The organism is Allobosea sp. GW821-FHT09G06 (assembly GCF_059416005.1).
Genome location: NZ_JBWKOI010000001.1, coordinates 379631 through 405143 on the forward strand (window position 1 = coordinate 379631; position 25513 = coordinate 405143).

General features: G+C 68.1%; 25 protein-coding genes, 1 tRNA gene and 1 riboswitch. Of the genes, 17 read left to right on the forward strand and 9 right to left on the reverse strand.

From position 1 onward, the window contains the following. Nucleotides 1-9: 9 nt before the first annotated feature. Complete coding sequence (locus AC07NY_RS01800) at nt 10-1461, reverse strand: caspase family protein (RefSeq protein WP_494581355.1); 1452 nt, start codon at nt 1459-1461, stop codon at nt 10-12. Nucleotides 1462-1630: 169 nt separating this feature from the next. Here AC07NY_RS01800 and AC07NY_RS01805 point away from each other — a divergent pair, with 169 nt between their 5' ends. From AC07NY_RS01805 to AC07NY_RS01835, 7 genes are all read left to right on the forward strand, one after another. After that, nucleotides 1631-2890 (forward strand): DUF4399 domain-containing protein, encoded by a 1260-nt coding sequence (locus AC07NY_RS01805; RefSeq protein ID WP_494581357.1) that lies wholly within the window; start codon nt 1631-1633, stop codon nt 2888-2890. Further along, nucleotides 2887-3330 (forward strand): DUF4399 domain-containing protein, encoded by a 444-nt coding sequence (locus tag AC07NY_RS01810; protein WP_494581359.1) that lies wholly within the window; start codon nt 2887-2889, stop codon nt 3328-3330. Before AC07NY_RS01805 ends, AC07NY_RS01810 begins: the two co-directional genes overlap by 4 nt. Before the next feature lie 22 nt (nt 3331-3352). Continuing rightward, complete coding sequence (locus AC07NY_RS01815) at nt 3353-5044, forward strand: SUMF1/EgtB/PvdO family nonheme iron enzyme (protein ID WP_494581361.1); 1692 nt, start codon at nt 3353-3355, stop codon at nt 5042-5044. A gap of 112 nt (nt 5045-5156) precedes the next feature. Beyond that, complete coding sequence (locus AC07NY_RS01820; protein ID WP_494581363.1) at nt 5157-5906, forward strand: SDR family NAD(P)-dependent oxidoreductase; 750 nt, start codon at nt 5157-5159, stop codon at nt 5904-5906. 124 nt (nt 5907-6030) lie between these two features. Beyond that, nucleotides 6031-6675 carry a MarR family winged helix-turn-helix transcriptional regulator gene (locus AC07NY_RS01825; protein WP_494581365.1) on the forward strand — a complete coding sequence of 215 codons (645 nt, stop codon included), beginning with the start codon at nt 6031-6033 and terminating at the stop codon, nt 6673-6675. 36 nt (nt 6676-6711) lie between these two features. After that, the gene (locus AC07NY_RS01830) at nt 6712-7428 is read left to right on the forward strand and encodes a hypothetical protein (protein ID WP_494581367.1); all 717 of its coding nucleotides are present in this window, start codon (nt 6712-6714) and stop codon (nt 7426-7428) included. Between the two features lie 181 nt (nt 7429-7609). Next, entirely contained in the window at nt 7610-8176 is a 567-nt protein-coding gene (locus tag AC07NY_RS01835; RefSeq protein ID WP_494581369.1) for a thioredoxin domain-containing protein, read from the forward strand. Between the two features lie 61 nt (nt 8177-8237). Here AC07NY_RS01835 and AC07NY_RS01840 read toward each other — a convergent pair whose 3' ends face one another. From AC07NY_RS01840 to AC07NY_RS01850, 3 genes are read right to left on the reverse strand one after another with little or no spacing between them, the layout of a single operon-like run. After that, nucleotides 8238-8867, reverse strand: a complete 630-nt coding sequence (locus AC07NY_RS01840; RefSeq protein ID WP_494581371.1) for an Isoquinoline 1-oxidoreductase subunit — start codon at nt 8865-8867, stop codon at nt 8238-8240. Next, a complete protein-coding gene (locus tag AC07NY_RS01845; protein ID WP_494581372.1) occupies nt 8867-11047 on the reverse strand; it encodes a xanthine dehydrogenase family protein molybdopterin-binding subunit in 2181 nt (726 codons plus the stop codon). The genes AC07NY_RS01840 and AC07NY_RS01845 overlap by 1 nt, the downstream gene beginning before the upstream one ends. Nucleotides 11048-11050: 3 nt before the next feature. After that, entirely contained in the window at nt 11051-11509 is a 459-nt protein-coding gene (locus tag AC07NY_RS01850; protein WP_494581374.1) for a (2Fe-2S)-binding protein, read from the reverse strand. 201 nt (nt 11510-11710) lie between these two features. Here AC07NY_RS01850 and AC07NY_RS01855 point away from each other — a divergent pair, with 201 nt between their 5' ends. Beyond that, nucleotides 11711-12331, forward strand: a complete 621-nt coding sequence (locus AC07NY_RS01855; protein ID WP_494581375.1) for a TetR/AcrR family transcriptional regulator — start codon at nt 11711-11713, stop codon at nt 12329-12331. Here the strand turns inward: AC07NY_RS01855 and AC07NY_RS01860 are convergent. Beyond that, nucleotides 12274-12612 (reverse strand): hypothetical protein, encoded by a 339-nt coding sequence (locus AC07NY_RS01860; RefSeq protein WP_494583721.1) that lies wholly within the window; start codon nt 12610-12612, stop codon nt 12274-12276. The two genes, AC07NY_RS01855 and AC07NY_RS01860, sit on opposite strands and share 58 nt — an antisense overlap. On the opposite strand from AC07NY_RS01860, the gene AC07NY_RS01865 reads away from it, so the two are divergent. The 6 genes from AC07NY_RS01865 (at nt 12502) to AC07NY_RS01890 (ending at nt 18954) form a co-directional block, all read left to right on the forward strand. Then, complete coding sequence (locus AC07NY_RS01865) at nt 12502-12894, forward strand: ureidoglycolate lyase (protein WP_494583649.1); 393 nt, start codon at nt 12502-12504, stop codon at nt 12892-12894. The two genes, AC07NY_RS01860 and AC07NY_RS01865, sit on opposite strands and share 111 nt — an antisense overlap. Nucleotides 12895-13001: 107 nt before the next feature. Beyond that, nucleotides 13002-13206: riboswitch (cobalamin riboswitch) on the forward strand. A 228-nt stretch (nt 13207-13434) separates the two neighbouring features. Beyond that, entirely contained in the window at nt 13435-14193 is a 759-nt protein-coding gene (locus tag AC07NY_RS01870) for a hypothetical protein (protein ID WP_494581377.1), read from the forward strand. Then, complete coding sequence (locus tag AC07NY_RS01875) at nt 14190-16358, forward strand: TonB-dependent receptor (RefSeq protein WP_494581379.1); 2169 nt, start codon at nt 14190-14192, stop codon at nt 16356-16358. Before AC07NY_RS01870 ends, AC07NY_RS01875 begins: the two co-directional genes overlap by 4 nt. Further along, a complete protein-coding gene (locus AC07NY_RS01880; protein ID WP_494581381.1) occupies nt 16359-17234 on the forward strand; it encodes an ABC transporter substrate-binding protein in 876 nt (291 codons plus the stop codon). Continuing rightward, the gene (locus tag AC07NY_RS01885) at nt 17231-18214 is read left to right on the forward strand and encodes an iron ABC transporter permease (protein WP_494581382.1); all 984 of its coding nucleotides are present in this window, start codon (nt 17231-17233) and stop codon (nt 18212-18214) included. Before AC07NY_RS01880 ends, AC07NY_RS01885 begins: the two co-directional genes overlap by 4 nt. After that, the gene (locus AC07NY_RS01890) at nt 18211-18954 is read left to right on the forward strand and encodes an ABC transporter ATP-binding protein (protein WP_494581384.1); all 744 of its coding nucleotides are present in this window, start codon (nt 18211-18213) and stop codon (nt 18952-18954) included. Before AC07NY_RS01885 ends, AC07NY_RS01890 begins: the two co-directional genes overlap by 4 nt. Nucleotides 18955-18997: 43 nt before the next feature. Here AC07NY_RS01890 and AC07NY_RS01895 read toward each other — a convergent pair whose 3' ends face one another. Together AC07NY_RS01895 and AC07NY_RS01900 are read right to left on the reverse strand one after the other, a co-directional pair. Then, a complete protein-coding gene (locus AC07NY_RS01895; RefSeq protein WP_494581385.1) occupies nt 18998-19918 on the reverse strand; it encodes a helix-turn-helix domain-containing protein in 921 nt (306 codons plus the stop codon). A 240-nt stretch (nt 19919-20158) separates the two neighbouring features. Beyond that, on the reverse strand, nt 20159-20428 hold the full coding sequence (locus AC07NY_RS01900) for a hypothetical protein (RefSeq protein ID WP_494581387.1): 270 nt from the start codon (nt 20426-20428) through the stop codon (nt 20159-20161). An 858-nt stretch (nt 20429-21286) separates the two neighbouring features. On the opposite strand from AC07NY_RS01900, the gene AC07NY_RS01905 reads away from it, so the two are divergent. Next, nucleotides 21287-23422, forward strand: coding sequence for an autotransporter outer membrane beta-barrel domain-containing protein (locus tag AC07NY_RS01905; protein ID WP_494581388.1), 2136 nt, complete (start codon nt 21287-21289; stop codon nt 23420-23422). Nucleotides 23423-23712: 290 nt separating this feature from the next. On the opposite strand, the gene AC07NY_RS01910 is transcribed toward AC07NY_RS01905, so the two are convergent. Beyond that, nucleotides 23713-23789 (reverse strand) — tRNA-Arg (locus tag AC07NY_RS01910). A 260-nt stretch (nt 23790-24049) separates the two neighbouring features. Continuing rightward, a complete protein-coding gene (locus AC07NY_RS01915) occupies nt 24050-24259 on the reverse strand; it encodes a hypothetical protein (RefSeq protein WP_377841946.1) in 210 nt (69 codons plus the stop codon). A 244-nt stretch (nt 24260-24503) separates the two neighbouring features. On the opposite strand from AC07NY_RS01915, the gene ykgO reads away from it, so the two are divergent. After that, nucleotides 24504-24629, forward strand: a complete 126-nt coding sequence (gene ykgO, locus AC07NY_RS01920; RefSeq protein ID WP_038363015.1) for a type B 50S ribosomal protein L36 — start codon at nt 24504-24506, stop codon at nt 24627-24629. Between the two features lie 140 nt (nt 24630-24769). Then, the gene (locus AC07NY_RS01925) at nt 24770-25423 is read left to right on the forward strand and encodes a tetratricopeptide repeat protein (RefSeq protein ID WP_494581392.1); all 654 of its coding nucleotides are present in this window, start codon (nt 24770-24772) and stop codon (nt 25421-25423) included. Nucleotides 25424-25513 lie beyond the last annotated feature (90 nt).

The window sequence follows — 25513 nt, forward strand, 5'->3', positions numbered from 1 at the left end:
GGCCCTGTATCAGCGGCATTGCCGCAATTGTTCGCGCCCGCCCGGCGTCAGCTCGCCGAGCTGCGCGCGCATCAGGAGTTCGGCGCAATCGCCGGAGGACCTTCCCCGCGGTGCCGCTCCGGGAGCTGCTTCCGGGGCGCGTGGCGGCATCCCCGGCAGGGCGATGGGTTGTGTCGAGCGGTTCGGCGCGGCGGGGGCGCCAAGCCGCGCCGCCAGCGCCTGTTCGACCGCCCGGCGCTCCTCGGCGAGGCGCTGCTTCTCCGTTTCGATCGCCGCAAGCTCGGTTTCCCGGCGGGCGAGTTCGTCGGCGAGGCGCGCGCGCTCCGCCTTGTCCTGGACGCGTGGCGCGGGCTGAGCAGGGGCAGCCGCGACTGGCGCGGAGCCCGGAGCCGGCACGGGCGGCGGGACGCCGACGGCGTCGCCGATATCCTTGCGGGCGAGATCGTCGGCCGCCTGACGCCGCCCTTGCTCCGCCCGCTCGAGGCGCTGGAGCAGGGTGCGCTCGCGTTCGGCGAATTCGCGCACGAGCTTGTCGCGCTCGCTCGAGACCGAGGAGCGGCGCTCCAGCAGATCGAGCCGCGTGCGGGCATCGATGACGAAGAAGCTCTGCGGATAGCGCTGGATGAAGGCCTGCAGGGCGGCAGGCTCGTCGCTGGCACGGATGCGGCGCCAGACATCGGCATCCGTCTCCTCGCGGTTGAGGTAGAAGTCGCCGAGCAGGGAGAGCGAGAGTTCCGGTGTCTGCCGGCCGGCGGTGGTGTCGTAGACGCTCTTCTGCACGCGGCGGAACAGTGCTGCGACCTCCAGCCCGGGCTGGTCGATCTCGCGTACCAGCGCGGCGGTGAAGGGGCTGTTGCGGCCGGCGCCATCGGCGGCGACGTCGTTGGCCTGCGTGGCATAGGCGATGACCATGCCCTGTGCACGCTGGACCGGAGCAAGGCCGGAGCCGACGGAGAAGCCGCGCGTCGCCTGCCGCTTGGCGAGCAGGCCGACGAAAGGATTGTTGCGGCAGGCGTCGAGCACCATGATCTTGACGCCCTTCGCATAGTTCAGGGCGGTGACGACATCGTTGAGCCGCGTCGTCTCGTACTGGACGCCGACCTCGTCCTCGACCTTCGCCTCGACCGGCACGAGGTAGTTCTCGCCGTTGAACTGGAAGCCGTGGCCGGCGAAATAGAACATCGCGGCATCGGCATCCTGTGCCAGCCGGGCGAAGCGCGTCAGGGCCGCGTCCATGCCGCGCTTGTCGAGATCGATGCCTTCGACCACCTCGAAGCCGACCTTGCGCAGGGCGACCACCATGTCGCGGGCGTCGTTGACGGTGTTCGGCAGGACGGGGGCGTTGCGGTAGCTGGAATTGCCGATGACCAGCGCGACGCGGCGCTCGGGCTGCGCCTCGGCCAGGGCAAGGCCGGACAGCAGCACGAGAAGCAGGCCGCAGAGTCGCGCGACGAGGAGCATGGATCACGTTCCTAGAGGCTGCCGACAGCCTCTGCGTCATGCTAATGCATGACCCCGGCCGCCTCCAGAACAAAGCATAGTCTTCACCGAAACGGGATGGCGTTTTGCTTGAAGGCGCCAGTCGGCGCTGGTAGCCTTCGCCTCATCTTCTCGCGGAAGGAAGACGCTGATGCTTCGCCTCGCGCCGGCGCTTCTGCTGTTGGGTCTGGCCTTGGCGGTCCCGCTGGCCGATACGTCCGCGCAGGAGCGTGCCCGCCAACGCAGTCCGGCTCCGCCGACGGCGCGTCTCTCCTTCGTCGGCCTCGCCGACAAGGCGCAGGTTCCGGCCAAGCTCACGGTGCGTTTCGCGATCTCCGGCATGGAGGTCGTGCCCGCCGGACAGGTCGCGCGCAATGGCGGGCATCACCACTTGCTGATCGACACCGAATTGCCGCCGCTCGACCAGCCGATCCCCAGCGACTTCAACCATATCCATTTCGGCGGCGGCCAGACCGAGGCCGAGATCGCGCTGACGCCGGGCAAGCATACGCTGCAATTGCTCTTCGCCGACCACAACCATGTGCCGCATGATCCGCCGATCGTGTCGGAGCGGATCACGGTCGAGGTTCCGGCGACGGCAGCGGAGAAGCCGCGCTCGGCCACGGCGCCCGGGGCCCGCGTCTTCTTCATCGACCTGCAGGACGGCGCCACGATCCCGAGCCGGGCGAAGATCCGCTTCGGCACGGAGGGCATCGCGGTCACGCCGGCCGGGACCACCAGCACGAATGGCGGCCACCACCATCTTCTGGTCGATACCGAGCTGCCGGCGCTCGACCGCGAGATTCCCAGCGACTTCAACCATCTGCATTTCGGGCGCGGCCAGACCGAGGTCGAACTCTCGCTGCCGCCCGGCGAGCACACCCTGCAATTGCTGATGGGCGACCACGAGCATGTGCCGCATGATCCGCCCGTGGTTTCCCAGCGCATCCGGGTCCGTGTCGTCGCCGATGGGCAACCCGCTGTCGCCGCGCCATCGGCGCCACATGCGCATGGTACCGGCAAGGCCCGCACGGCTTCGCCCAACGATGCCGTGGTCTACTTCGTCTATCCGCGGGATGGCGACCGGATCTATCCGACCTCGACGATCCGCTTCGGCCTGCGCAACATGGGGGTGGCGCCGGCCGGCGTCGCCAAGCCGAACACCGGGCATCACCATCTGCTGGTCGATACCGGGCCGCCAGCCTTCGGCGAGCCGATCCCGGCCGACCTCAACCATATCCATCTCGGCGGCGGCCAGACCGAGTACCGGCTGACGCTGCCGAACGGACGGCACACGCTGCAACTCCTGCTCGCGGACGAGAATCATGTGCCGCATGATCCGCCGGTGATATCGGAGCGCATCACGGTGATCGTGGCGCCGGGCGGCCCGAGGACGAGGAGGCGCCGGTGATCCCGCAAGCCCGCATCGCAGCTGGCCTCATCGCGCTGATGGGCTTGTCGGGCGCCGCCTCCGAGGCCTTGGCGCAATCATCGACGCGCCAGGCGGCTCCGCCGGGTGCGCAGGTCTATTTCCACTATCCCGTCGATGGCTTGAGCGTGCCCGAGCGCTTCACGGTGCGGATCGGCCTGCGTGGCATGGGCGTAGCACCGGCCGGCATCAACCATGCGCGGACCGGGCATCATCACCTGCTGATCGACACCGATCCCGGCCCGCCGGACCAGCCGATCCCGTCCGACTACAACAACATCCATCTCGGCAACGGCCAGACCGAGGTGGTGGTGACGCTGCCCAAGGGGCGGCACACGCTACAATTGCTGCTCGGCGACCACGCTCATACGCCGCATAATCCGCCGGTGATGTCTCAGAAGATCACGGTCAATGTCCGCTAGCCGCGAAGGGTTCCGTCCGCCGATGGCCTGGTTACGCGTCCTGGTTGCCGCTCTCCTGCTGCCGCTGCTGGCTCTGCCCGGCCTCGCCCAGCAGCCGGGAGAGCCTGCGCGCGTCGCCCTCGTCATCGCCAACGAGGCCTATCCGCAGGCGCCGGTCGCTGGTGCCGTCCAGCAGGCACGCGCGGTTGCCGAGACCTTGAGCGCCGGTGGCTTCGACGTGGTCGCGGTCGAGAATGCCGACCGCAACGCGCTGCGGCAGGCGATCGCCGGCTTCGCCAGCAAGCTCAGGCGCGGGGCGCAGGTCGTGGTGTTCTACAGCGGCCATGCCATCCAGCAACGGAACCGCAATTTCCTGCTGCCGCCGCAGGGCGGCACCGAGGGCGCGGTCGATCTCGACGAGATCGTCGACCCGCTGATCATCGCGCGGCCGGCCAGCGCCCTGATCTTCCTCGATGCCGGCCGCGACAATCCCTGGCAGGGCGCGGCGCGGGGGCTCCTGCCGCTCGAGCCGATGGAGGGGATCGCGGTGCTGTTCCCGGCGGCTCCCGGCAAGACGGTGCCCAACGGCCCCGGCCACGCCGCCGAGGCCTGGCTGAAGGCGATCCGGACGTCGGGGCTGGAGATGGCGCAGGCGCTGAAGCAGGTGCGGGACACGGTCGCGCGCGAAACCCGGCGCAGCCAGCAGGTCTGGCTCTCGGCAGAGCCACCGAAAGGGCTCGTCGTCACGCCCGTCGCCCGGCCAGTCGCCGTGGCGCAAGGCAGCCGTGCCGTGATTCCGCCGCCCCAGACGCCGGGCGCGACCCAGGACGCGGCCTATGACCTCGCCTTCTGGGAATCGATCCGCAACAGCCGCAATGCCGCGGAGTATCGCGCCTATCTCGATGCCTACCCGAACGGGCGCTTCGCTTCGCTCGCCCGCACGCGCGAGCAGGAATACCGCGCCAGCCCGGCCGCGCCTGCCGTTGCCGCTGTCGTGCCTCCGCCGGCCGCCCCTCAGGCCAATGGCGCGCCGCAGCGCGACTGCACGGGCTGTCCGGAGCTGGTCGCGATTCCCGCAGGCAGCTTCCAGATGGGCTCGAACGATCTCTACGAGTTCGAGAAGCCGGTGCATCCGGTCACCGTCCGTGGCTTCTATCTCGGCGCGCGCGAGGTGACCTTCGAGGAATGGGACCTTTGCATCGACCAGGGCGGCTGCGCTTACCGGCCGGATGATCGCGGGCTCGGCCGCGGCAAGCGGCCGGTCACCGACATCCACTGGAACGACGCCAGTGCCTATCTCGCCTGGCTCTCGGCCCGCAGCGGAAAGCCTTATCGCCTGCCGACCGAAAGCGAATGGGAATATGCCGTGCGCGCCGGCACCGCGACGACTTATCCCTGGGGCCAGGCCCTGGTGCAGGAGCGCGCCAACTGCCTCGGCTGCAACGACCAGAAGCGCGGCAGCACCGTTCCGGCCGGCCAGTTCCCCGCCAATGCCTTCGGGCTCTACGACATGGCCGGCAACGCCGCCGAATGGGTCGCCGATTGCTGGAGCGAGAATTACCGCAGCGCACCCCGCGACGGCAGCGCCTATACGGTCGGGGGATGCCGCGAGCGCGTGCTGCGCGGCGGCTCGTTCAACAATGATCCGCGCTATCTGCGCTCGGCCGCGCGCTTCAAATACGAGGCCGATGTGCGCTTCTACACCAATGGTTTCCGCGTCGCGCGCGACCGTTAGCACTGCCGGTCCCGCCTGAAAGCGCAGGGGCGGCATGCGTGCCGCCTGCCTTGAAGCGCGCCCCTTCCCACCGGCAATAAGGACCGGGAATCAATCAGGAAGGGAGGCCTGCATGGCCAAGGAATTCACCGGCAAGCGCGTCATCGTCATGGGTGGCAGCCGTGGCATCGGCCGCTCGATCGCGCTCGGCTTCGCCGCGGGCGGGGCGTCGGTCTCGATCTGCGCGCGCGGCGCCGGGCCGCTGGAAGCGACGCGCAAGGAGATCGAGGCGCTCGGCGTCACCGCCCATGCAGCGAGCGTCGACCTCGCCGATGCAGGCCAGATTTCGGCCTATGTACCGGAGGCGGTGAAGGCGCTCGGCGGGCTCGACATCCTCGTCAACAACGCTTCCGGCTTCGGCCAGACCGATGACGAGGAGGGCTGGGCCGCTTCGCTGAGCGTCGACATGATGGCGGTGGTGCGCGGCAGCCATGCCGCGATCCCGCATCTCCAGCCGGGCTCCTCGATCGTGAACATCTCGTCGATCTCGGCTTTGCGGGCCTCGTCGCGCTCCGCTCCTTACGGCGCGATCAAGGCGGCCGTGATGCACTATACCGGCAGCCAGGCGAAGATGCTGGCGCGCAAGGGCATCCGGGTGAACTGCGTCGCGCCGGGCTCGATCGAATTTCCGGGCGGCTCCTGGGAGAACCGCAAGACCTCCAATCCCGAGCTCTACAACGCCACGCTGGCGTCCATCGCTTTCGGGCGGATGGGCAAGCCCGAGGAGGTCGCCGAGGTCGTGCTTTTCCTCGCTTCGGCCAAGGCGAGCTGGGTCACCGGCCAGAGCATCGTGGTCGATGGCGGGCAGCTCATCGGGCCCTGAAGGCATATTTCCAGCCGCCGGCGCTCTTCTCCTGAAGGGCGCCGGCGGCGCTTCAGCCCGGCCCTTGAACAAGTCTCGGAGCGCGGCCCTTGTGAATGCATAGGAATCCTATATATAAGGTGTCATGGAAACGCCTGGTAACCCGACGCTGATCAGTCACCGCCTGCGCGAGGCTTTTGCCCGCGTCGCGACGGTGATGCGCATCGATGACTGGGAGCGGGCGAAGCGCGCCGGCATCAACCCGACGCAACTGGCGATCCTCGAATTGCTGGAAGGCCGTGACGGCGGATTGGGCGTCAAGGAGATCGCGGCGCATCTGGGCGTTTCGCAGCCCACGGCGACGGATTCGATCAACGCCCTTGCGCGCAAGGGAGCCGTCGAGAAGCGGGCGGTGGCCGGCGACGGGCGAGCCGTGGCCATCGTGTTGACCAACGAGGGCAAGGCGCTGCTCGCCACTGATGCGACGCTCGATGGCGCCGCCGGCCAGGCGGTCGATGCGCTCGGAGCGGAAGAGCAGGAACGGCTGCTCCTCAGCCTCATCAGGATGATCCGCGAATTTCAGGAAGCCGGCGCGATCCCGATCCAGCGCATGTGCACGAGCTGCCGGTATTTCGCGCCCTTCGCCCATCCGGGCGCGGCGCGACCGCATCATTGTCGTTTCGTGGACGCAGCCTTCGGCCAGCGCGAGCTGCGCATCGATTGCCGCGACCATCAGACAGCCGATCCCACTTCCCGGGCTGCCACCTGGGAAGCATTCCAAGCGGGATAACCACCCCTCCAGGCAAAGACAGAAGGGAACAAGATCATGATTGCCAGAAAGATAGCCGGCGTGCTCGTCGCCGGGACGGCTTCGCTATGGCTGGCGACAGCCGGGGCTCATTCGGTCAAGTCGTCTCCGGCCGAGGCGGTCCAGGCCTCCTTCGACATCATCGAGACCACGATCGTGACCAAGGGTGATACCGCCGTGTTCACGACGCGGGTGCGCGGGGAGGCCGGCAAGGACAAGCCAGACGCCACCGGCAAGTTCGAAGGCTCCAGCGTCTATGCCTATGTCTGGCCGACCACGCTCAACAGCGGCGAGATCGGCTTCGAGAAGGACCAGGGCATCGTCGCGCTCGCCGTCACCTTCCATCCCGATTTCGACGATGCGGCCTATGGCGGCAAGAACCGGCATGTCTGGCACCCGCACTGGGTCGTGCTGGCGCAGGACAAGGCCTGCGGCGCCGGGCTCAAGGTCATCGATATCCCCGCAGGCAGCAAGCCGAAGGTGCCGCCGACCTGGCCGAATGTCCCGCTGCTGATCGACAGCCCGGATTACCCGACCAGCTTCAAGGGCGACACGATCGACGTCTCGATCCCGGTCTCGCTGATCGGCGGGATCAAGGGCGCGTCCTTCGACGGCGTGACCGCGGGCCTCAAGGTCAACGGCAACCTGCATGCGCCGCTGCTCTGCGTCAGCGACGTGTTCAAGGTCGCGTCGGGTAATCTCAGCCTTCCCGGGAAGGTCATGCCGGCGCGCTGACGGCATTGGTGCCGGTTCGCCGACTGCCATCGACGAACCGGCCTGTTCTCCCCCTCCAGGCAAATGAAAGGACAGAACATGACGAGGATTACTCTTGCCGGCCGGGAGAGCGCAACGGGCACGCCCTGCAAGCTCGCCGGCTTCTCCAGCCACGCAGCCGCCTGACGGAAGGATCACCATCATGTCCGGCAATCAAGCCGTGCTCGCTCCGGAACTGGCCGTGAGCGAATGGTTCAACACCTCCGCGCCGCTGACGCTCGCCGGTTTGCGCGGGCGACCCGTCTTCCTGCATACGTTCCAGCTGCTCTGCCCCGGCTGCATCGCGCAGGCGATCCCGCAAGTGCAGCGCATCGAGCGCGTCTTCGCCGGGAGCGATCTGCAGATCATCGGCGTCCACACGGTGTTCGAGCACCATGCGGCGATGTCCCCCGTCACGCTTCGCGCCTTCCTGCACGAATACCGGCTGAGATCGCCGGTTGCGGTGGACCTGGCCGAAGAGGGATCGGACGTCCCCGTCACGATGCGGCGCTTTAGCCTGCGCGGAACGCCGTCCTCGGTGCTGATCGGGCGCGACGGGGCGATCCTGCATCATGCCTTCGGGGTGGAGGAAGACCTTGCTCTGGGCGCCCGCATCGCCATGGCCTTGTCCGCGCCCGCGACGGAACTTCACGCCGGCTCGTCGAATGCCGAGGCGGAGGCGTGTGATACTGGCCGGTGCGAGGCTCCCGCGATGACGGGCGCCGCGTGAACACCTGAATACAAGCGGGAATCCGGCCTGTCCGAGTTCAGGCCGGATTCCCGTCTGTCTGCTACGAGGCCGGGCAGGCTGCGCCGGTGTCGGCCCAGGCCTGCATCAGCGCGCCGAACTCGGCTGCCGTGCCCGGCGCCGGCTGGCGCCCCTTGCCGGGGTTCCAGCCCCAGAGCACCAGCGTGTCCGTCGTGACATGCTTGACCAGCGCGGCGAGGTCGCGGCTGCCATTGCGGTTCTGGTCCTTCAACTGCTCGCAGATCTGGGCGAGTGTCTTGCCTTCCCAGGCCATCGAGGCCGGGGCCAGCGCCCAGTGACCGTCGCCGGGAACGCCTGCGGGGTCGAAGTTCTGCTTGCCGTGACAGGCTGCGCAAGGCAGGCCGGCCGCGCCATGCCCGTCCTTGCCGCGGACGACGACAGGCTCGTGCAGCTTGCGCAGGTCACCCTGGCGCGGGCGCTCCGTTGCCGGGTGGCAGTTCATGCAGCGCGGATGGGTCAGCACCTTGCCCATCTCGTTGAACAGAGCGACCGAGCGGTCGCGCTGGTTGGCAATGCCGGAGAAGCTCGATGCCGGGCGCAGGCTCGCGCCGCCGGGCTGGGCCTGCCCGGCATTCTGCGCCAGCGTCAATGCACTGCCGCCAAGGCAGACGGCGAGTGCCGCGCCTGCGGCAAGGATCAGGTTGCGGCTCATCAGACGGTGCCTCCCTGCATCGGCAATTGACGTGGCCGGCCATGGCCGAGCGCGGCGAGCGCATTGGCCACGGCAGGCCCGATCGGCGGCACGCCGGGTTCGCCGATGCCGCTCGGCTTCTCCGTCGAGGAGATGATGGTCACCTCGACCGCGGGCATCTCGTGGATGCGCAGCGAGCGGTATTCGTGGAAATTGGTCTGGACCGGCCGGCCGCCATCGAGCGTGATTTGGCCGTAGAGCGCGTGGCCGAGGCCGAAGCCGATGCCGCCCTCGACCTGCGCGCGGATGATGTCGGGATTGACGGCGACGCCGCAATCCACCGCGCACCAGACCTTGTGCACCTTGGGCTCGCCCTCCGGCCCCATCGAGACCTCGGCGATCTGCGCGACGAACGAGCCGAAGCTTTCGACCACGGCGACGCCCCGCGCCCGGCCATCGACCGGCCCCGGGCCCTTCCAGTTCGCGAGTTCCGCGACGGCCTTGAGCACGCCGGCAGCGCGTGGGTGCTTGTCACCCATGAGCGCGAGCCGACCCTGTACCGCGTCCTGCCCCGCCGCCTGCAGCAATTCGTCGACGAAGCATTCGACGGCATAGCCGGTATGGGTGTGGCCGACGGAGCGCCACCAAAGCGTTGGCACGCCGACCTTGGGGTTGTGCACCTCGCAGCGGAAATCCGGCACTTCGTAGAAGATCTCGTTGGCGCCCTCGACCGAGGTCGCGTCGATGCCGTTCTTCACCACCATTGCCTCGAAGGGCGTGCCGAGGAAGAAGGACTGGCCGACGAGCGTGCTCGACCATGCCGCGATCCTGCCGTCCTTCACCGCGCCCCGGAAGCGATGCACGAAGAGCGGGCGGTAATAGCCGCCGGTCAGATCGTCCTCGCGGGTCCAGACCACCTTGACCGGGCGGTTCGGGCCGATCGTCTTGGCGACGGTGGCGAGCTCGGCGGCGAGATGCTGGCTGACCTGCGCGCGCCGGCCGAAGCTGCCGCCGGCGAGCATCGTCTCCAGCGTCACCTTCTCCGGCGGCAGGCCGAGGATGGCGGCGATGGTCTGGTGCTCTGTGGTCTGGAACTGGCTGCCGAAGCGGGCATGAGCCCTCTCGCCATCCCATTCCAGGTAGCCGTCGAGCGGCTCCATCGGCGCATGCGCCAGATAGGGGAAGACAAACTCCGCCTCGATCACGCGCTCGGCCTTGGCCAGCGCGGCCTCGGCATCGCCATGGCTGCCGGCGACAGTGCCGGGCTGGCGGGTGAGCTTGCGGTACTCGGCGATGAGCTCGGGGCTACCGCGCTTCTCGGCGGCGCTGTCGTCCCAGGTCACCTTCAGCGCCTCGCGCCCCTTGAGCGCCGGCCACATGCCGTTGGCATAAACAGCGACGCCATAGCCGATCGACTTCACATCGACGACGCCCTTGACCTTGAGCGCCGCGGCCGCGTCGAAGCTCGCGACCTTGCCACCGAAACGCGGCGAGCGGGCCACGACCACCGTCAGCATGTTCGGGGCGTGGATATCGATGGTGAACTGGGCTTTGCCGCGCGTCTTGTCGGCGCTGTCGAGGCGCTTCACCGCACCTTCCTTGCCGATCAGCCTGTAGGCCGAGGCCGGCTTCAATGGCGGGTTCTCCGGCACCGTCAGTTTCGCGGCGGCTTGCGCGAATTCGCCGAAGGAGCCCTTGCGGCCGGAAGCGTGGCTGATGACGCCCTCCTCGACCTTGATCTCGGAGGCTGGGACCTTCCAGCTTTCGGCCGCAGCCTGCACCAGCATCATGCGGGCGGCGGCGCCGGCCTTGCGCATCTGCTCCCAGCTATTGGCGATGGCGGTCGAGCCGCCGGTACCCTGCACGCCGAAGGCGAGATTGGCATAGAGCTTGACGTCGGCCGGAGCGTGCTCGGCGCGCATCTGGCTCCAGGCGGCGTCCATCTCCTCGGCCGCGAGCGTCGCGAGCCCGGTGAACGGACCCTGGCCGAACTCGATATGCTTGATCAGCACCGTCACGGTGGAGTCCGGCGCGACCCGGATGAAGGCGTTGGGCGCGAAGGTGGCGTTGCCGCCGGGGCGGTAGGCCGCGCCGGCGCCGGACTGCGCCTTTGCATTCCGGGGGAGATGGAAGCCGATGACGAGCGCGCCGGCGCCTGCGAGCAGGCTGCGGCGGGAGAGCTTGGGATCATGCGCGGTCATGGCTCAGATCTCCAGCGCGCGGGCCGCGTCATGGATCGCGGCGCGGATGCGGACATAAGTGGCGCAGCGGCAGATATTGCCGTTCATCGCGAGATCGATGTCGCGGTCGCTCGGCTTCTTGTTCTCTTTCAGGAGAGCGATGGCGCTCATCACCTGGCCGGACTGGCAATAGCCGCATTGCGGCACGTCGCGGGCGATCCAGGCGGCCTGGACGGCATCCGCCTCCTTGCCGGCGAGGCCTTCGATCGTGGTGATCTCGCTGGTGCCGACCGCCGAGACGGGTGTCACGCAGGCGCGCAGGGGCTGGCCGTCGATGAAGACGGTGCAGGCGCCGCATTGGGCGACGCCGCAGCCGAACTTGGTGCCGGTGAGGCCGATATTGTCGCGGATCGCCCAGAGCAGGGGCGTGTCGTCATCGACATCGACGGTATGCGCGGTACCGTTGACCTTGAGAGAGACCATGGTTGCCTCCGATGCTGGCATGACGCAGCGCGGCACCATGGTGCGGATCGAGGGCTCGCCCTCGATGGCCCGATCTGACATATCAGATAACGGGCGATGGATCCGTAGCCCTGGGTCGCGCGACTGGACTAATTAGACGTTTTGAGTCTAGTTAGGATGGTCGCGCGCAGTTTGGATTTTGTCAAGACTGCAGAAGCTGCAATGCCGGACGGAAACGAAGGTTCCAACGTTCTCCCTGCGGAGGATGCCAATGCCCGCACCGACCAGATCGCCGATGCGGCGCTGCGTCTGTTCGCCCGCTACGGCTACAAGCGCAGCTCGATGGACGACATCGCCAAGGAGGCGGGGCTCGCCAAGGCGACGCTCTACCTGCACTTCAAGGGCAAGGACGATGTCTTCCGGGCCATGCTGGACCTGCTCGGGCGACGGGTCGAAGCACGTTGCCGTGAGGTCGTGGCAAGGCAGGGGCCGTTTCCGGAGCGGCTCGCGGCGCTGCTTCAGGCGCATCACGGGCTGGCCTATGCCAGCTTCGGCACCGGCGAGCATCTCGTCGAACTGAAGGCCGTGATGAACACGATCGCGACGCGTGAATTGCAGGCCTTCGAGCGGATCTTCTCGACCTTTGCCCGCGCGTTGCTGATGCAGGCCGAGCAAGGCGGCGAGATCAATCTATCGCGCCTGCCGGCCAGCGCCGACGACTGGACCGCCAGCCTGCTCTTTGCCGCCGCGGGAGCGAAGCTCGGCACGCCACCCAGTGCCGCGGATTACGCGCGCAGGCTGGACGCGATCGCGTCGGTCTTCGCCGCAGCGCTGGCGCGATAAGCGAGAAGAAAGAACGCAACATGCAGGATGACGGCAGGACCGAGCTTCAGCCCCTTACCCCGCTTCGCATCCAGCCGGTCACGCAGGCCGCTTTCGAGCCTTTCGGCTAGATCGTGGAAGCCGGGGAAAGTGGCCGCACCGCGAATAACGGCACCGCGCGCCGGCACGATATCCATGCTCATCCGGCTGCCGAGGTCCGGGCCGGCACCAGACTTGTGACGTCGATCTTCTCGGCCAAGCAGCAGCAGCGGGGCCTCGCGATCGCCATGCTGGAGCGGCATGTGAATTCGATCCAATGGATCGTCCCGCTCGATGGCGCCGGCCATATCGTCATCGTCGCCCGGGACGGCGCGGATGGCCGGCCCGATCTCTCGACACTCGCCGCCTTCTCGTTCTCCGCTTCGCAGGGCGTGATCTATCGCCGCGGGCTCTGGCATCATCCGATCATGGCCATCGGCTCCGATGCGCGTTTCCTCGTCCAGTCCTGGCAGGATGGCACCGAGGCGGATTGCGAGATCATCGCGATCGAGCCCAAGGTGCTCGCTGCGAACGACGTAAGCTGACGAGGGGTTTCAGGTAGCGCGTTGTGCGATGATGGTCCTCGTCGCTGCCGTCCACAGCCTTCGCGCCTGCCGCGCCATCGGTAGCTTGACGCCACAATCTCGCCATCTACGTTAATCCGTGTCGAGGTCTTCGGAGCGATCCGAAGCTAAGAGGGAATCCGGTGACGTGCGCTTGCACGGAACCCGGAGCTGCCCCCGCAACTGTGAGCGGTGAGTTTTCGGCTACCTGAAGTCACTGGCGTCCGCGCCGGGAAGACAGCCTGAAAGCAACGACCCGCAAGCCAGGAGACCTGCCCCGACGCAGTGATGATGTCGCGCGGGCGGGGTGTCCGGCGGAATCGCAGTGCACCGGGCGCCCGCCGCCGGTCTGCCGCGCTTCCTCCCTTTGCCCCGGCCGCGACAGCGAGGGGCTGGACGACCATGATAGAATTGACGGGGTCGAGAGGCGGCCACGCGAGCGGTCGGGCGTGGACTACGCCCGGAGCGCCTGCGCCAGGTATGAGTTATTGCAATGTTATAACGTTGCGATAAGAGGCAGGTATGAACTCTGTCTCCGCTTCTGTGCCTGCGTCCTCTGCGGCGCCCCTGGATCCGCTTGCGCTTTACGCCAGTGCTATCGACTCTTCCGATTATGTCGCGCGTGTCGCGCCGCTCATCCGCCAGCTCGCGCCCGGGATCGACGATCTGATCGACATCGGTGCCGGGGGAGGGCAGCTGGGCGCGGCGCTGCGCCGGCCCGGCGCGCGCTGGACGGCCATCGAACCGTCTCCGACGATGCAGGCCCGGCTCGCCGCCCTGCCGCAGCCGCCGGTCATCATCCCGCATGGCTGGGACGACGTTGCGGTCGATTGCGAAGCCGCCGCTACCGTCCTGGCCGCCACCATGCCGGGCTATTTCACGGATGCCCCCGGCTTCCTGGCACGCTGCCGGCAGTGGGCTACCCGTCAGATCGTCTGGATCGTCGCCGCACAGAAGGCACCCAAGGGGCTGATCCTTTCGGCTTGCCTGCCGCGCGAATGGCACCGCGAGGACGAGACACCCGGCATCGATCTGGTGCTGGCGCAGCTCGGCAACGACCTGCCCGATCGCGTGGATGCGGTCGACTGGACCTTCTCACTGGTGCTGCCGGACCTGCCGGCCTTCGCCGCCTTCCAGGCCGATCGGTTGAGCTGGTCGCCCAACGATCCGCGCCGGCCGCAGCTTTTCGACCATCTCCACAAGCAGGCCGTGCCCGTGCCGGGCGGCTTTCGCCTCTCCTGCCATCGCCGCTCGGCCATCCTCGTCTGGAACCTGTCATGATCCGCCTGAATTCCCGCAAAGCCTGCCTGCTTGCCGCGACCTGCCTGACGGCGATCGGGACCGTGCCCGCCTTCGCCCAGACCGAAATCAAGCTCGACGAGCTCGTCGTCACGGCGACGGGCCGCCCCGAGCCGCGCAGCAGCATTCCCGGAACGGTCCAGGTCATCGATGCCGCGCAGATCGAGCGGGCCCGCGCGCAATCGATCACCGACCTGCTCGCGGAGAACGCCGTCGGTTTCTTCAGCCAATGGACGCCCGGGCAGACCTCGATCAACATCCGCGGCGGCGCCAGCGACGGTCAGGGCAAGGATTTCCGCAGCCAGGTGCTGGTGCTGATGAACGGCCGTCGCGCCGGCACGGCCAACCTGTCCAAGCTCTCCGCCGCCGATGTCGAGCGCATCGAGATCATCCGCGGACCGTCCTCGGTCGTCTATGGCAGCCAGAATATCGGCGGCGTCATCAATATCATCCTCAAGACCGGCCGCACCGCTCCGGGCACGATGATCGAAGGGGCAGGAGGCTCCTGGGGGCTGCTGCAGGGCAAGGCCCAGACCGGCGGTCTCTATGACAGCATCGACTATTACGCCGGGATCTCGGGCGGCACGCGCGACGACTACCGGTCCGGCCGCGGCGGCACGACCATGGCCAATACCGGCTGGAAGCGCCTCGGCATCGCTGGCGCGCTGGGCTTGCAGATTAATCCCGACCACCGCATCGAGACGACGCTGCGGACCGACGGCATCTACGATGTCGGCTTCCGTGGTTCCGGCGCCAACACGGTCAGCCAGGAAGACCGCTACAACAACTCCGTCGACATCACCTATCGCGGCCAACTCCCCGGCGGACAGTATCGCTGGATGCTGCAAGGCTATGCCGTGCAGGACGTCGACAATTTCCGCTGGGCTTCGCCGGTCATCCGGGGCGGCACCGGCCTGCCGGCAGCCGGCACGTCAGCCGATTACAACCGCCGCGAATTGAACATCGTCGGAACCCGCTTCCAGCCGAGCATGACGCTCTGGGCCGGCAACGACCTGCTCGCCGGCTGGGACTGGGAGCGCAGCACATTGCGCTCGATCCGCGACCGCATCGGCGTTCCCGGCAATCCGCTAACCCCCGTCTCGCCGCAGGACAACAACCAGTCCGAGACGGTCAACGCGCTCTATGTCGAGGATTCCCAGAAGCTCTTCGACGATCGCGTCACCCTGCGCGCCGGCGTGCGCCGGACCTTCGGCACGACCAGCTTCGAATACACGCCGAACCTCGCCGGCCAGCGCCCGCGCGAGGTCGACTATCAGGCGACGACATATTCCACCGGCGCGACCTTCAAGGCGACCGACCGGCTGACCTTCCGCGTCGGCTATGCGACCGGCTTCCGCGCCCCGACGGCGACGGAGCTCGCCGCCGATTTCAACACGCTCGGCGGCGGGCGCATCTTCGGCAATCCCTCGCTCAAGCCGGAGACAAGCGAGCAGGTCGAGGCCGGCGCAGCCTATGCCGGCGACGGCTGGCGCGCGGATTTCGCGATCTTCCAGAACGTCATTTCCGACCGCATCGTCACCCGCGCCCGGACCAATGTCGCCAATACCTCCGACTATGCGAACAATGCCGGAGACGTCGTCGTGCGCGGCGTCGAATTGCAGCTCGATGCCGACCTCCTCAAGCTGGCCGGATACGACAACACCGCCTGGCGCTGGTCGGTGTTCGGCAACGGCTCCTGGAATTTCGACATGGAGGACAAGGGCGCGGCGGCGACGGCCAACAGCCGCAAGCCGGAGCGCATGTACCAGTATCAGGCGGCGATCGGCACGCGCTTCGGCCAGAGCGGCGTGCGCTATCCGTGGTCGGTGCAGGTCTCGGGCGTGCTCTATGGACCGATGTGGTACAACACCGAGGAAAACCTGCTCATCCCCTTCGCCGAGCCCAACCGCGACTGGATCCACCGCAAGAACCCGTTCTGGGTCTGGAACCTGCGCGGCGAGGTGGAGGTGAGCAAGGGCGTGAAGCTCTTCGCCCTGGTCAACAACCTCTTCAACAAGAACGAGCACCCGATCTTCATCGGCATCGACAAGCGGCCCTACAAGCTCGATTCCCGCTTCGCCAATGGCGGCTACGGCACGTCCATGCCGGGCCTCGAGTTCCAGGCCGGATTGCAGGCGCGGTTCTGAGTGCGGCGCGTCGCCCTCACCCTCGCGGGCCTCATCGGCGCCGCGGCTCCTGCCGTCGCCGAGCCTCTCCGGCTGACCGACGCGGTCGGCCGGGCGGTCGAGATCGCGCAGCCGCCGCAGCGCATCGTGCCGATCTTCGCTTCCAACGCGGAGCTCGTGGCGGCGCTGGGCCTCACCGATCGCATCTTCGGCGTCGAGAGCTATACGCGCTTTCCCCCCGAGCTGACGCAGAAGCCGCAGGTCGGCGGCCGGCTCGGCTTTTCCGTCGATGCCATCGTCGCGCAACGCCCGGACCTGCTGATCGTCACGCCGGCAAGGCAGGCGATGCATCAGCTGATCGACCCGATGACGCGGCTCGGCGTGCCGGTCGTGGTGCTACTCGCCCGCAGTGTCGCGGAGGTGATGGACAATCTGCGCCTCGTCGGCCGGGCCGCCGGAGTGCCCGAGCGCGGCGAGGCCGTGGCGGCCGCGCTCGAAGCGCGCCTCGCTGGCATCGAGAAAACTGCCCCCGTTTCGCGCCCTCGCGTCGCGATGATCACGGGCAGGCTCGGCAATGGGCTCGTTTTGATCGCGCGCGCCGATACCTATACGGGCGATGCCATCGTGAAGGCGGGCGGCCGCCATGCGCTGGAGCGCAGCATCGTCGCCCATGTCTCGCCCGAGGCGATCGTGGCGGCCGATCCCGATGTGCTCCTTTTCGCGGGGACGAAGGCTGATCTCGACGCGCTTGTGGCCCAGCCCGGCTGGCACCTTTCACGCGCTGTGCGGGATGGGCGCGCCTATACGGTCGCCCGCGCCGAGTTCCTCATCCCGGGGCCGCGCACCGTCGACGGCATCGAGAAGCTTGCAGCCTTGCTGCGGAGGGCCGGTCGATGAAGGCGCGTTTTCTCGCCATGGCCGGGATACTGATGGCCGTCCTGCTCTTCGCCGTGATGGCGGGGCATGATTGGGCCTCGCCCCGGAGGCTTTTGCTGGCCCTCTCGGGCGCGCCTGACATGGAAAGTCGCCTGTTGCTGGTCTGGCGGCTGCCGCGTGTTGTCGCGGCCGCGCTGGTCGGTGCGCTGCTCGGGCTCGGCGGCGCGATCTTCCAGGGTGTGTTCCGCAATCCTTTGGCCGAGCCTTATCTGCTCGGGGCGTCTGGCGGCGCGGCGATCGGCGCGACGATCGCCCTGCTCGTTCCGCTCGGGCTTCCGGGTGGCCCGGCTTTGGCGGCGCTTTCCTTCGCCGGCGCCTGGGGCGCGACCTGGGTGGTGCTGGCCGTCTCCGGGCTTCATGGCCGGCCAGATACGGCCGGACTGCTGCTCGCCGGGGTCGCTCTCGCGGCGATCCTCGGCGCGCTGCGCTCCTTCCTCATGCTGGCGCTGTCGGACGACACGGTGAACCTGCAGGTCGTGCTCAGCTGGACGCTGGGCGGCATCCAGACCCCCGACCTGACGGGTCTGCTGCTGCTGAGCGCGCTCGTGGCGGCCGGGTTGGCGGCGGCGCTCTGGCTCGCGCATGGCCTCGATCTTCTCGGGCTCGGCGACGAGCAGGCCTTCGCCTTCGGGCTCGATCCCGTCCGTTTCGCACGGCGTGCCGTTCTGGTCGGTGCCGCGATCGTGGCGGCGGCCGTGGCCTTCGGCGGGCTCGTCGCCTTCGTCGGCCTGATCGCGCCGCATCTCGCGCGCTGGTGGATCGGGCCGCGGCATCGCGCCCTGATGCCGGCGTGCGCGCTCATCGGCGCCGCGCTGGTCGCCGTCTGCGACGGGATCGCGCGGTCCGTGCTGCCGCCTGCGGAAATCCCGCTCGGATTGGTCACCGCCCTGATCGGCGGCCCGTTCTTCCTGCTGCTGCTGGCGCGGAGACTGCAGGCATGATGCAAGTCACGTGTCGCGACCTTCGGGTTCACGCTGGTGATACCGCATTGCTCGATGGCGTGAGCGTCGCTTTCGAGGCGCCCGCGCTCGTCGGCATTCTCGGACCCAACGGGGCTGGCAAGTCGACCCTGCTGCGTTGCCTGGCCGGCTATCGGCGCCCGAATCGGGGCGAAGTGCTGTGGAATGGCCGGTCCATCGCAGCATGGGCGGCAACGGAGCGCGGCTCGGTCTGCGGCTATTGTCCGCAGCAATTCGAGCCGGCATGGGATTATTCGGTCGCGGAGATCGTAGGGCTCGGGCGGGACCGCAATCCGCTCGGGGCGCCCGCCGTCGACGAGACGCTTCGGGCGCATGGCGTCGAAGCGTTGGCCCAACGGCGCTGGAGCCAGCTCTCGGGCGGAGAGCGGGCCCGGACGATGCTGGCCGCCACCCTGGCGACGAGGCCGCCTCTCGTGCTCGCCGACGAGCCCGGCGCCAGCCTCGACATGCGGCACCGGCTCGCGTTGCTGGAGCGCTTGCAAAGCTATGCCCGTTCGGCACTGGCGATCGTCGTGATGCACGATATCGACCTCGCCCTGCGCTTCTGCGACCGGCTCGTCTTGCTCGACGGGGGACGTGTCGTCGCCGACGAGCCGCCATCGAGGCTGCTCGATGCGCCTGCCTTCGAAGCGGCGTTCGGACTGCGCCTGCAAGCCGAGAAGCGCCGGGCGGATCGCGATTGGGTCATCGGCCTCGGCTGAGATGCTCCGCTCAACGATCGGTGGAGACGCCGCTGCGCCTGCGTCAGCCGTCGCGCATCTGCCCGGGCGACGCACCGAAGCGGCGTTTGAACATCCGGCTGAAATTCGACGCGTCGAGGAAGCCGCAGCGCATCGCCACCTCGCTGGCGGACCATGAGCGTCGCGGTTCCGTGAGCAGCGCCCTGGCGCAATCGAGCCGGGCGTTCCAGATCGCGGTCGCCACCGAATCCTGCTGTTCGGCAAAGGCGCGATAGAGCTGTGCCCGCGAGCAGCCGAGCGCCATCGCCAGCCGCTCGGGTGACAGGTTGGGATCGGTGCAATCCCGGGCGATGAGACGGCGCGCTGCCGCCAGCAACGCCTCGCCACGCGGCGGCGACACCGGCAGGGCGAGCGGACGCAATGCGGCGCAGGCGAGTTCGCAGGCAACCGCAAGGCCTGTGTCGCGCTCCTGCGGCATCAGGCGCGCCGCTTCTGCGGTCAGGCTGAGGAGATGCGAGGTCAGCAGTGTCGTCATGCCGCCGCGCGGCAGCACCTGCCCGCCGATCTCGCCGACCGGATGGCCGAGGCATTCCGCCAGCGCGGCGCGGGGCAGCACGACGGCTATTTCGCGATGCGCCGACCAGGCGGCTTTCACCGGCCGGGCGAAATCGATGACATAGAGGTCGCCGGCCGCGACGGCATGCGCCCGCCCGTTCTGCTCGAATTGCGAGGGGCCGTCGGCAAGCAGGCCGAGATAGATCTCGTCGCCGCCGTCACGGGCGCAGCGGCCGGCGTCGCGCTCGACCGTGATGGCTTCGGAGCGGTGATCCCAGACCTCGCCGCGCAGCGACGCCATCCGGCGCAGGCTGGCGCGGAACGGGCGCCGCGGCTCGGTGGCGGCGATCGCGATGCGGCGGAACACGGAGCCGCCCCAGTAGTCGAGGCTGTCGCCGGCCGGAACCATATCGGTCGAGAGCTCGATCATCGCTAACGGACGACTCACCAATGCGGGCGACGCAGGGGATTCGGAGACGCTGCTACCATGACGTGAGACGCTGCGACATGGAAAGCCCCCGCCGCTCCTGAGATTCTGGCGTGACTAACAGATTCTCCGCGAGGGCGATCCCGCATGCCTGTCCGTCCGCTATTTGGCCGCCCCTCCACCACAGCCGGCTTGTTGCGAACGACCTGTCTCGTGGCGCCCGTGGCCGCCTGCACGTTTGCGCTACTGATCGTCCCGCCTCATCCGGCACGTGCCGACGGTGGCGCTGGCGAGTCCGGAAATTTCGGGGGCGCTGGCGGCGCAGGGGGCGCAGATCAGCCGACTGGCACCGGCGGAGGCGGCAGCAACGGCGGCGACGGCCCAGGCTCTTTTGAAGGCGGCGGCGGCGGCGGTGGCGGCGGTGCAGGCGCAACTGTGGGTGGCGCCGGTGGTGCCGGCGGCATTTCTGCCGACGGGTACAATGGTGGCCGCGGCGGCGATGGCGGCGTCCATGGCTATTCCGGGGCTGCACTTCCTGCTGGCATGGCGACCGGAACAGCGGGTGGCAACGGCACGGTGGGCGTGTTCTGGGGGGGCGGCGGCGGCGCGGGTGGTTACGGTGCGGTTGTGACCGGAGCGGGCTCCAGCGGGACGGTCTCGGCGAGCATCACTGGCGGAGCGGGCGGTGCCGGAGGCGGAATCGACGACTCAGCGTTTTCCTCAGGTGGCGGCGGTTCCGGCGGATTTGGTCTATTCTACGCGGACGGCAGCTTGCCGGCCCTGCTGGCCATCGATGCAACAGGCGTGCTTCGAGGGGGGCGCGGCGGTGATGGAGGTACAAGCGGCAATGACGGCGGAATCGGTGCCATCGGCGGCGCAGGTCTAGGTGCAACGAATCTATCAATCATCAATGCCGGCAGTATCCTCGGCGGCCGTGGTGGTGACGGCGGCCATTCCGTTGGCCCGATTCCAAATGCAGGCGGAGGTGGTGGTAGCGGTGGTATCGGCATCTCTGGCGCAGATCTAACGATCACCAATACCAACGTGATCACCGGCGGCGTGGGCGGTAACGGCGGCTCGACCGGGAGTGTGCATCCGATTTACGCCAGAGGTAGCGGCGGTGCCGGCGGCGCCGGGATCGCCGCTGCAACCTCGTCAGTCATCAATGGCGGCAACATAACCGGCGGGAAAGGCGGGGACGGTGGCTCCTCTGGCTCTGCTTCCGCGGCCAGCGATGGCGGCTCTGGCGGCGCCGGGATATCAGGGGCCACGCTCTCGATTGACAACAGTGGCACAATCCAAGGCGGAGAAGGGGGCGCGGCGGGCTTCGGCGCTTCTGCTTCCGTCCGCGGCGTCTATGGCGCTGGTGGTGTGGGCATCAGTGGCTCGAATCTCTCGATCACCAATACCGGCACGATCGCCGGCGGCCTGTCCGGCGACGGGCTGACGCGCGCGGCGGCGATCCACATCACCGGCAGCAGCAACAGCCTGAGCTTCGGCAACGCGACCTCCGGCCTGATCGGCGGCATCGTCGTCGCCGGTGGCAGCCTGACCTTCATTCAGCCGATCAATGTCACGGTAGACAATGCCATCAGCGGCGCGGGACAGGTCACGAAGAGCGGCGCCGGGACGCTGACCCTGACTGGCACCAACAGCTATAGCGGCGGCACGACGATCTCCGCTGGAACCCTGCAGATCGGCAATGGCGGGACGGCCGGTGCAATCGCCGGAAACGTGCTCAACAATGGCACACTCGCCTTCAACCGCAGCGACAACATCAGCTTCGCCGGCGCGATCTCCGGCTCAGGCAATCTGACCAAGTTCGGTGCCGGCACGCTGACGCTTACCGGCACCAGCAGCTATGGCGGCACGACCCTCGTCGATGCCGGCTCGCTGATCGTGAACGGCTCGATCGCCACGTCGTCGGGGCTGACGGTCGAGGCGGGGGCGACTATCGGCGGTTCGGGGACGCTGCCCGGAACAATCGTGCGCGGTACGATCTCGCCGGGCAATTCGCCGGGCACGCTGACGGTCAACGGGAATCTGCTGATGGGCGCGGGTTCGGTCTATCGCGCGGAAGTCCAGGGCGCCGTAGCGGACCGGATCACCGTCACGGGGACGGCATCGCTTGCCGGCACGCTGCGACTGGTGCCGCTCGGCGGCGCCTACAGCTTCAACAGCCCCTACACGCTGCTCTCGGCCGCGGGTGGCGTCTCTGGGACTTTCAGCCCGGTCGATACCACCGGCTCCTTCGGCGCCGGCGTCGTCGCAAGCGTCGACTATACCGGCAATACGGTGCTGCTGACGCTGGTGTCGCGGCCGCTGACGCCGATCCTCGGCGTTCGCCATCCGGCCAATGCCCATGCGGTCGCCTCCGCGATCGACGGCGCGGTGGCGGGCGGAGCCGATGCCTCGCCGCTGTTCAACCTCTATAACCAGCCGGCGAACGCTATCCCCGCTGCCGTCAACCAGCTCTCGGGAGAGGTCCATAGCGGCGCGTCGGCGCTCGGCTTCCAGGTTGCGGACCAGTTTCTCGGCTCCATGCTCGATCCCAATGGCAGCGGCCGCCTTGCGGGCGCCTCGGGAGGACCTGGCGGAGTGGCGGGCTTCACCGCCGATCTGCCCACGAAGCGGAGTGCCACCGGGCCGTCCTCCTTCGATCCGGCGCGGTTCTCGCTGTGGGGGGCGAGCTTCGGCTCGCGCGGGCGATATGAGGGCGATCGCAGCGTCGGCTCGGCCAACCGGACGCAAGACGGTGCGCATCTGGCTGTCGGCGCGGATATCCTGCTGGCGCCCGGCACGGTCGCGGGTGTCGCGGTGGCGGGGGGACGGGCACGCGCCTCGCTGTCCGGCGGGCTCGGCAAGGTCGAGAGCGACGTCTTCCAGGCCGGTCTCTATGGCCGGACCCGGATCGGCCCGCTCAGCCTCGGCGCCGCGATCGGCTATGCCAGGCTCGACAACGATGTGCAGCGCGCCGTGCCGGTGCTCGGCAATGCGCTCACCGCTTCCTATGCCAGCACGGTCTGGAGCGGGCGGCTGCAGGCGAGCGCGCAGCTCCTGAGCTGGAACGGGTTTTCTCTCTCACCGCTGGCGGCGCTGCAGGCGGCGCAGGTGCGCAGCTCCGCTTTCGTGGAGCGGGCTGGGCCCGGCGGCAATACCGGTGCCCTCAGCGTTGCCGGCCGCAACGACCGGACCAGCCGCTCCGAGCTCGGCGTGCAGCTCGATGGACAGGCGAGCCTTGGCGCCGTGCCGGTGACCGGCTTCATGCGGGTATCCTGGGTGCATTATTTCGAGCGTGACGCCAGCCTGACAGCCGGCCTGATCGCATTGCCGGGGGCGAGCTTCAACGCCTCGGGCGCCCGTCCTGACCGGAACGCGGCCCTGCTCGCGGCCGGCCTCGACGCGAAGCTCTCTGCGCGCGTCTCGCTCGGCCTGCGCCTCGACAGCGAGCTCTCCGCCAGCACCCGCAGCCTCGGCGGAACGGCAAGGCTCGCCGTCAGCTTCTGAGTGTCGGGAAGTCGTCAGCCGCGCTCCGACGCGCCGGTAAGCGGGCAGGGGTGGCTGGCGGCAGGCTTCAGCGCCGACCGGTGCGACGTACCGCCATGCCATCCGGCCAGAGCCGGATGGTGTCCTGCCTCGGCCCGACGGCCCCCGAAAGGCCGCAGCGGCTCAGGTCGATGCAGACAGGCTTTTCAGCCTGCGCGGAGAATTTGCGACGAAGGAGATACGATTTCAGAACGCTCCAGCAGCTGCCTGCTACGGGCGTTCACGCTTCTATCTGGAATGATAGGAAAAAATGGCGCGCCCGAAAGGATTCGAACCTCTGACCCTCAGATTCGTAGTCTGATGCTCTATCCAGCTGAGCTACGGGCGCGTCTCAGAGCGTCATGACGCGTTGCGTCCGGCCTGATGACGGGGGAGATAGCCGGTCCATTTCGTCTTGGCAACCCTCAAAATCAGGAAGTCATCGAATTGTTGTGATCGGGTCCGGGGCGGGCGCGGCGAGGCGTCTGCGCCGTTGGTTTCCAAGCACTATGCTGGCAGGGCCACGAGACTCGCTCGCTGGCGGGCCGGGCGAACGCGGCCGCAGGCGGAGTCTTTATCGCCCCGTCTGCGGTTGAAAAGCTGTTCGGCTCAGCGCGTCGCGCGACGGGTCGCGCGCACGACCGAGGGGCCGGTGACGGCGCCGGCTGCTCCGCCCACGACGGCACCGACGGGACCCGCGACCACGGCGCCGGTGCCGGCGCCGACAGCCGCGCCACCGATGCGCTGTTCGACGGTGTTGCCGCAGGCGCCGAGCATCAGCGTGACGGCGAGGGTCGAGACGAGAAGGGGCAAGCGCATGGGATATCTCCGTGTGGGCGAGTGTCCAAACGCCATTCTGTGGTTCAGGTTCCCGTGGAGCGAAAGCGGATTTCCTGCGAGCCAAGGCGCGATCGCACTTGCGATCCACGGAAAAATCCGTATACAGCCGGCATCGCATCAGTCGCACCATTGCATGGGCGGTGAGGGCCGTTGAGGTTCGCGTCGCAGACTGAAGGTTTTTGACCGGCCCATCTCGCAAGGGCGGGCCGATGGAGTTGAGACGATGAAGATCCGTAATTCGCTGAAGTCGCTGCGCGCGCGTCATCGCGACAACCAGCTCGTGCGCCGCAAGGGCCGCGTCTACATCATCAACAAGGTCCAGAAGCGCTTCAAGGCGCGTCAGGGCTGAGACGTCGCGCGGCTTTCGCCGCGCGCATGCCTCGGTTGGGATTTTGAAGAGCGGGACGCCGATGGCGTGCCCGCTCTTTGCGTTGCGCGCTCGCCCGGCTGTGATTTGACCGGGCGGCGGTGGCGGCTAAAGTCATCGGCATGATCCGTTCTCGCATCGCGCCCGCCGCCATTGCGCTGCTGCTGGCTTCGGCTGGTCCGCTGGCCGTCGGTGCAGCTCTCGCGCAACCCGCGCCGTCGCCGCGGCCCGGCACTGCCGCGCCCGACGACAAGGCGGATAATCCGGTCACGCCCAATGTGCCGCAGCGCAGCCCCGCGGCGACGCTGGAGCGACTGTTCCAGCGCTTGCACGACGCGACCACGCAAGAAGAGGCAGAGGGCGTCGCGCGCCTGATCCAGCGGCGTTGGGCTCGTTCGGGCTCCGATACGGCAGATCTGCTGATGACGCGTGCCCAGCAGGCCCTGAAGGACAAGCAGAACGAGCTGGCGATCGAATTGCTCGACCGCGTCATCAGCCTGCAGCCGGACTGGGCCGAGGCCTGGAACCAGCGCGCCAACGCGCTTTATCTCATGGGCGATTCGATCCGCTCCATGCTCGATATCGGCGAGACGCTGAAGCGCGAGCCGCGCCATTACGGCGCGATGATGGGGCTCGGCATGATCCTGCGCCAGCAGGGCGACGACAAGGCCGCGATGAAGGCCTTCCGCAAGGCGCTGGAGATCTATCCGCAGTTCGACGCGGTGAAGAAAGCCGTCGATTCGCTGAAGACGGATGTTGACGGCCGCGACGCGTGAGCACCGGCAATCTCGGCCGTCATGCTCGGGCTTGACCCGAGCATCTCATGCCGGAGACGACGTTTCTCGACGAGGCCTCACTTGAAAGCG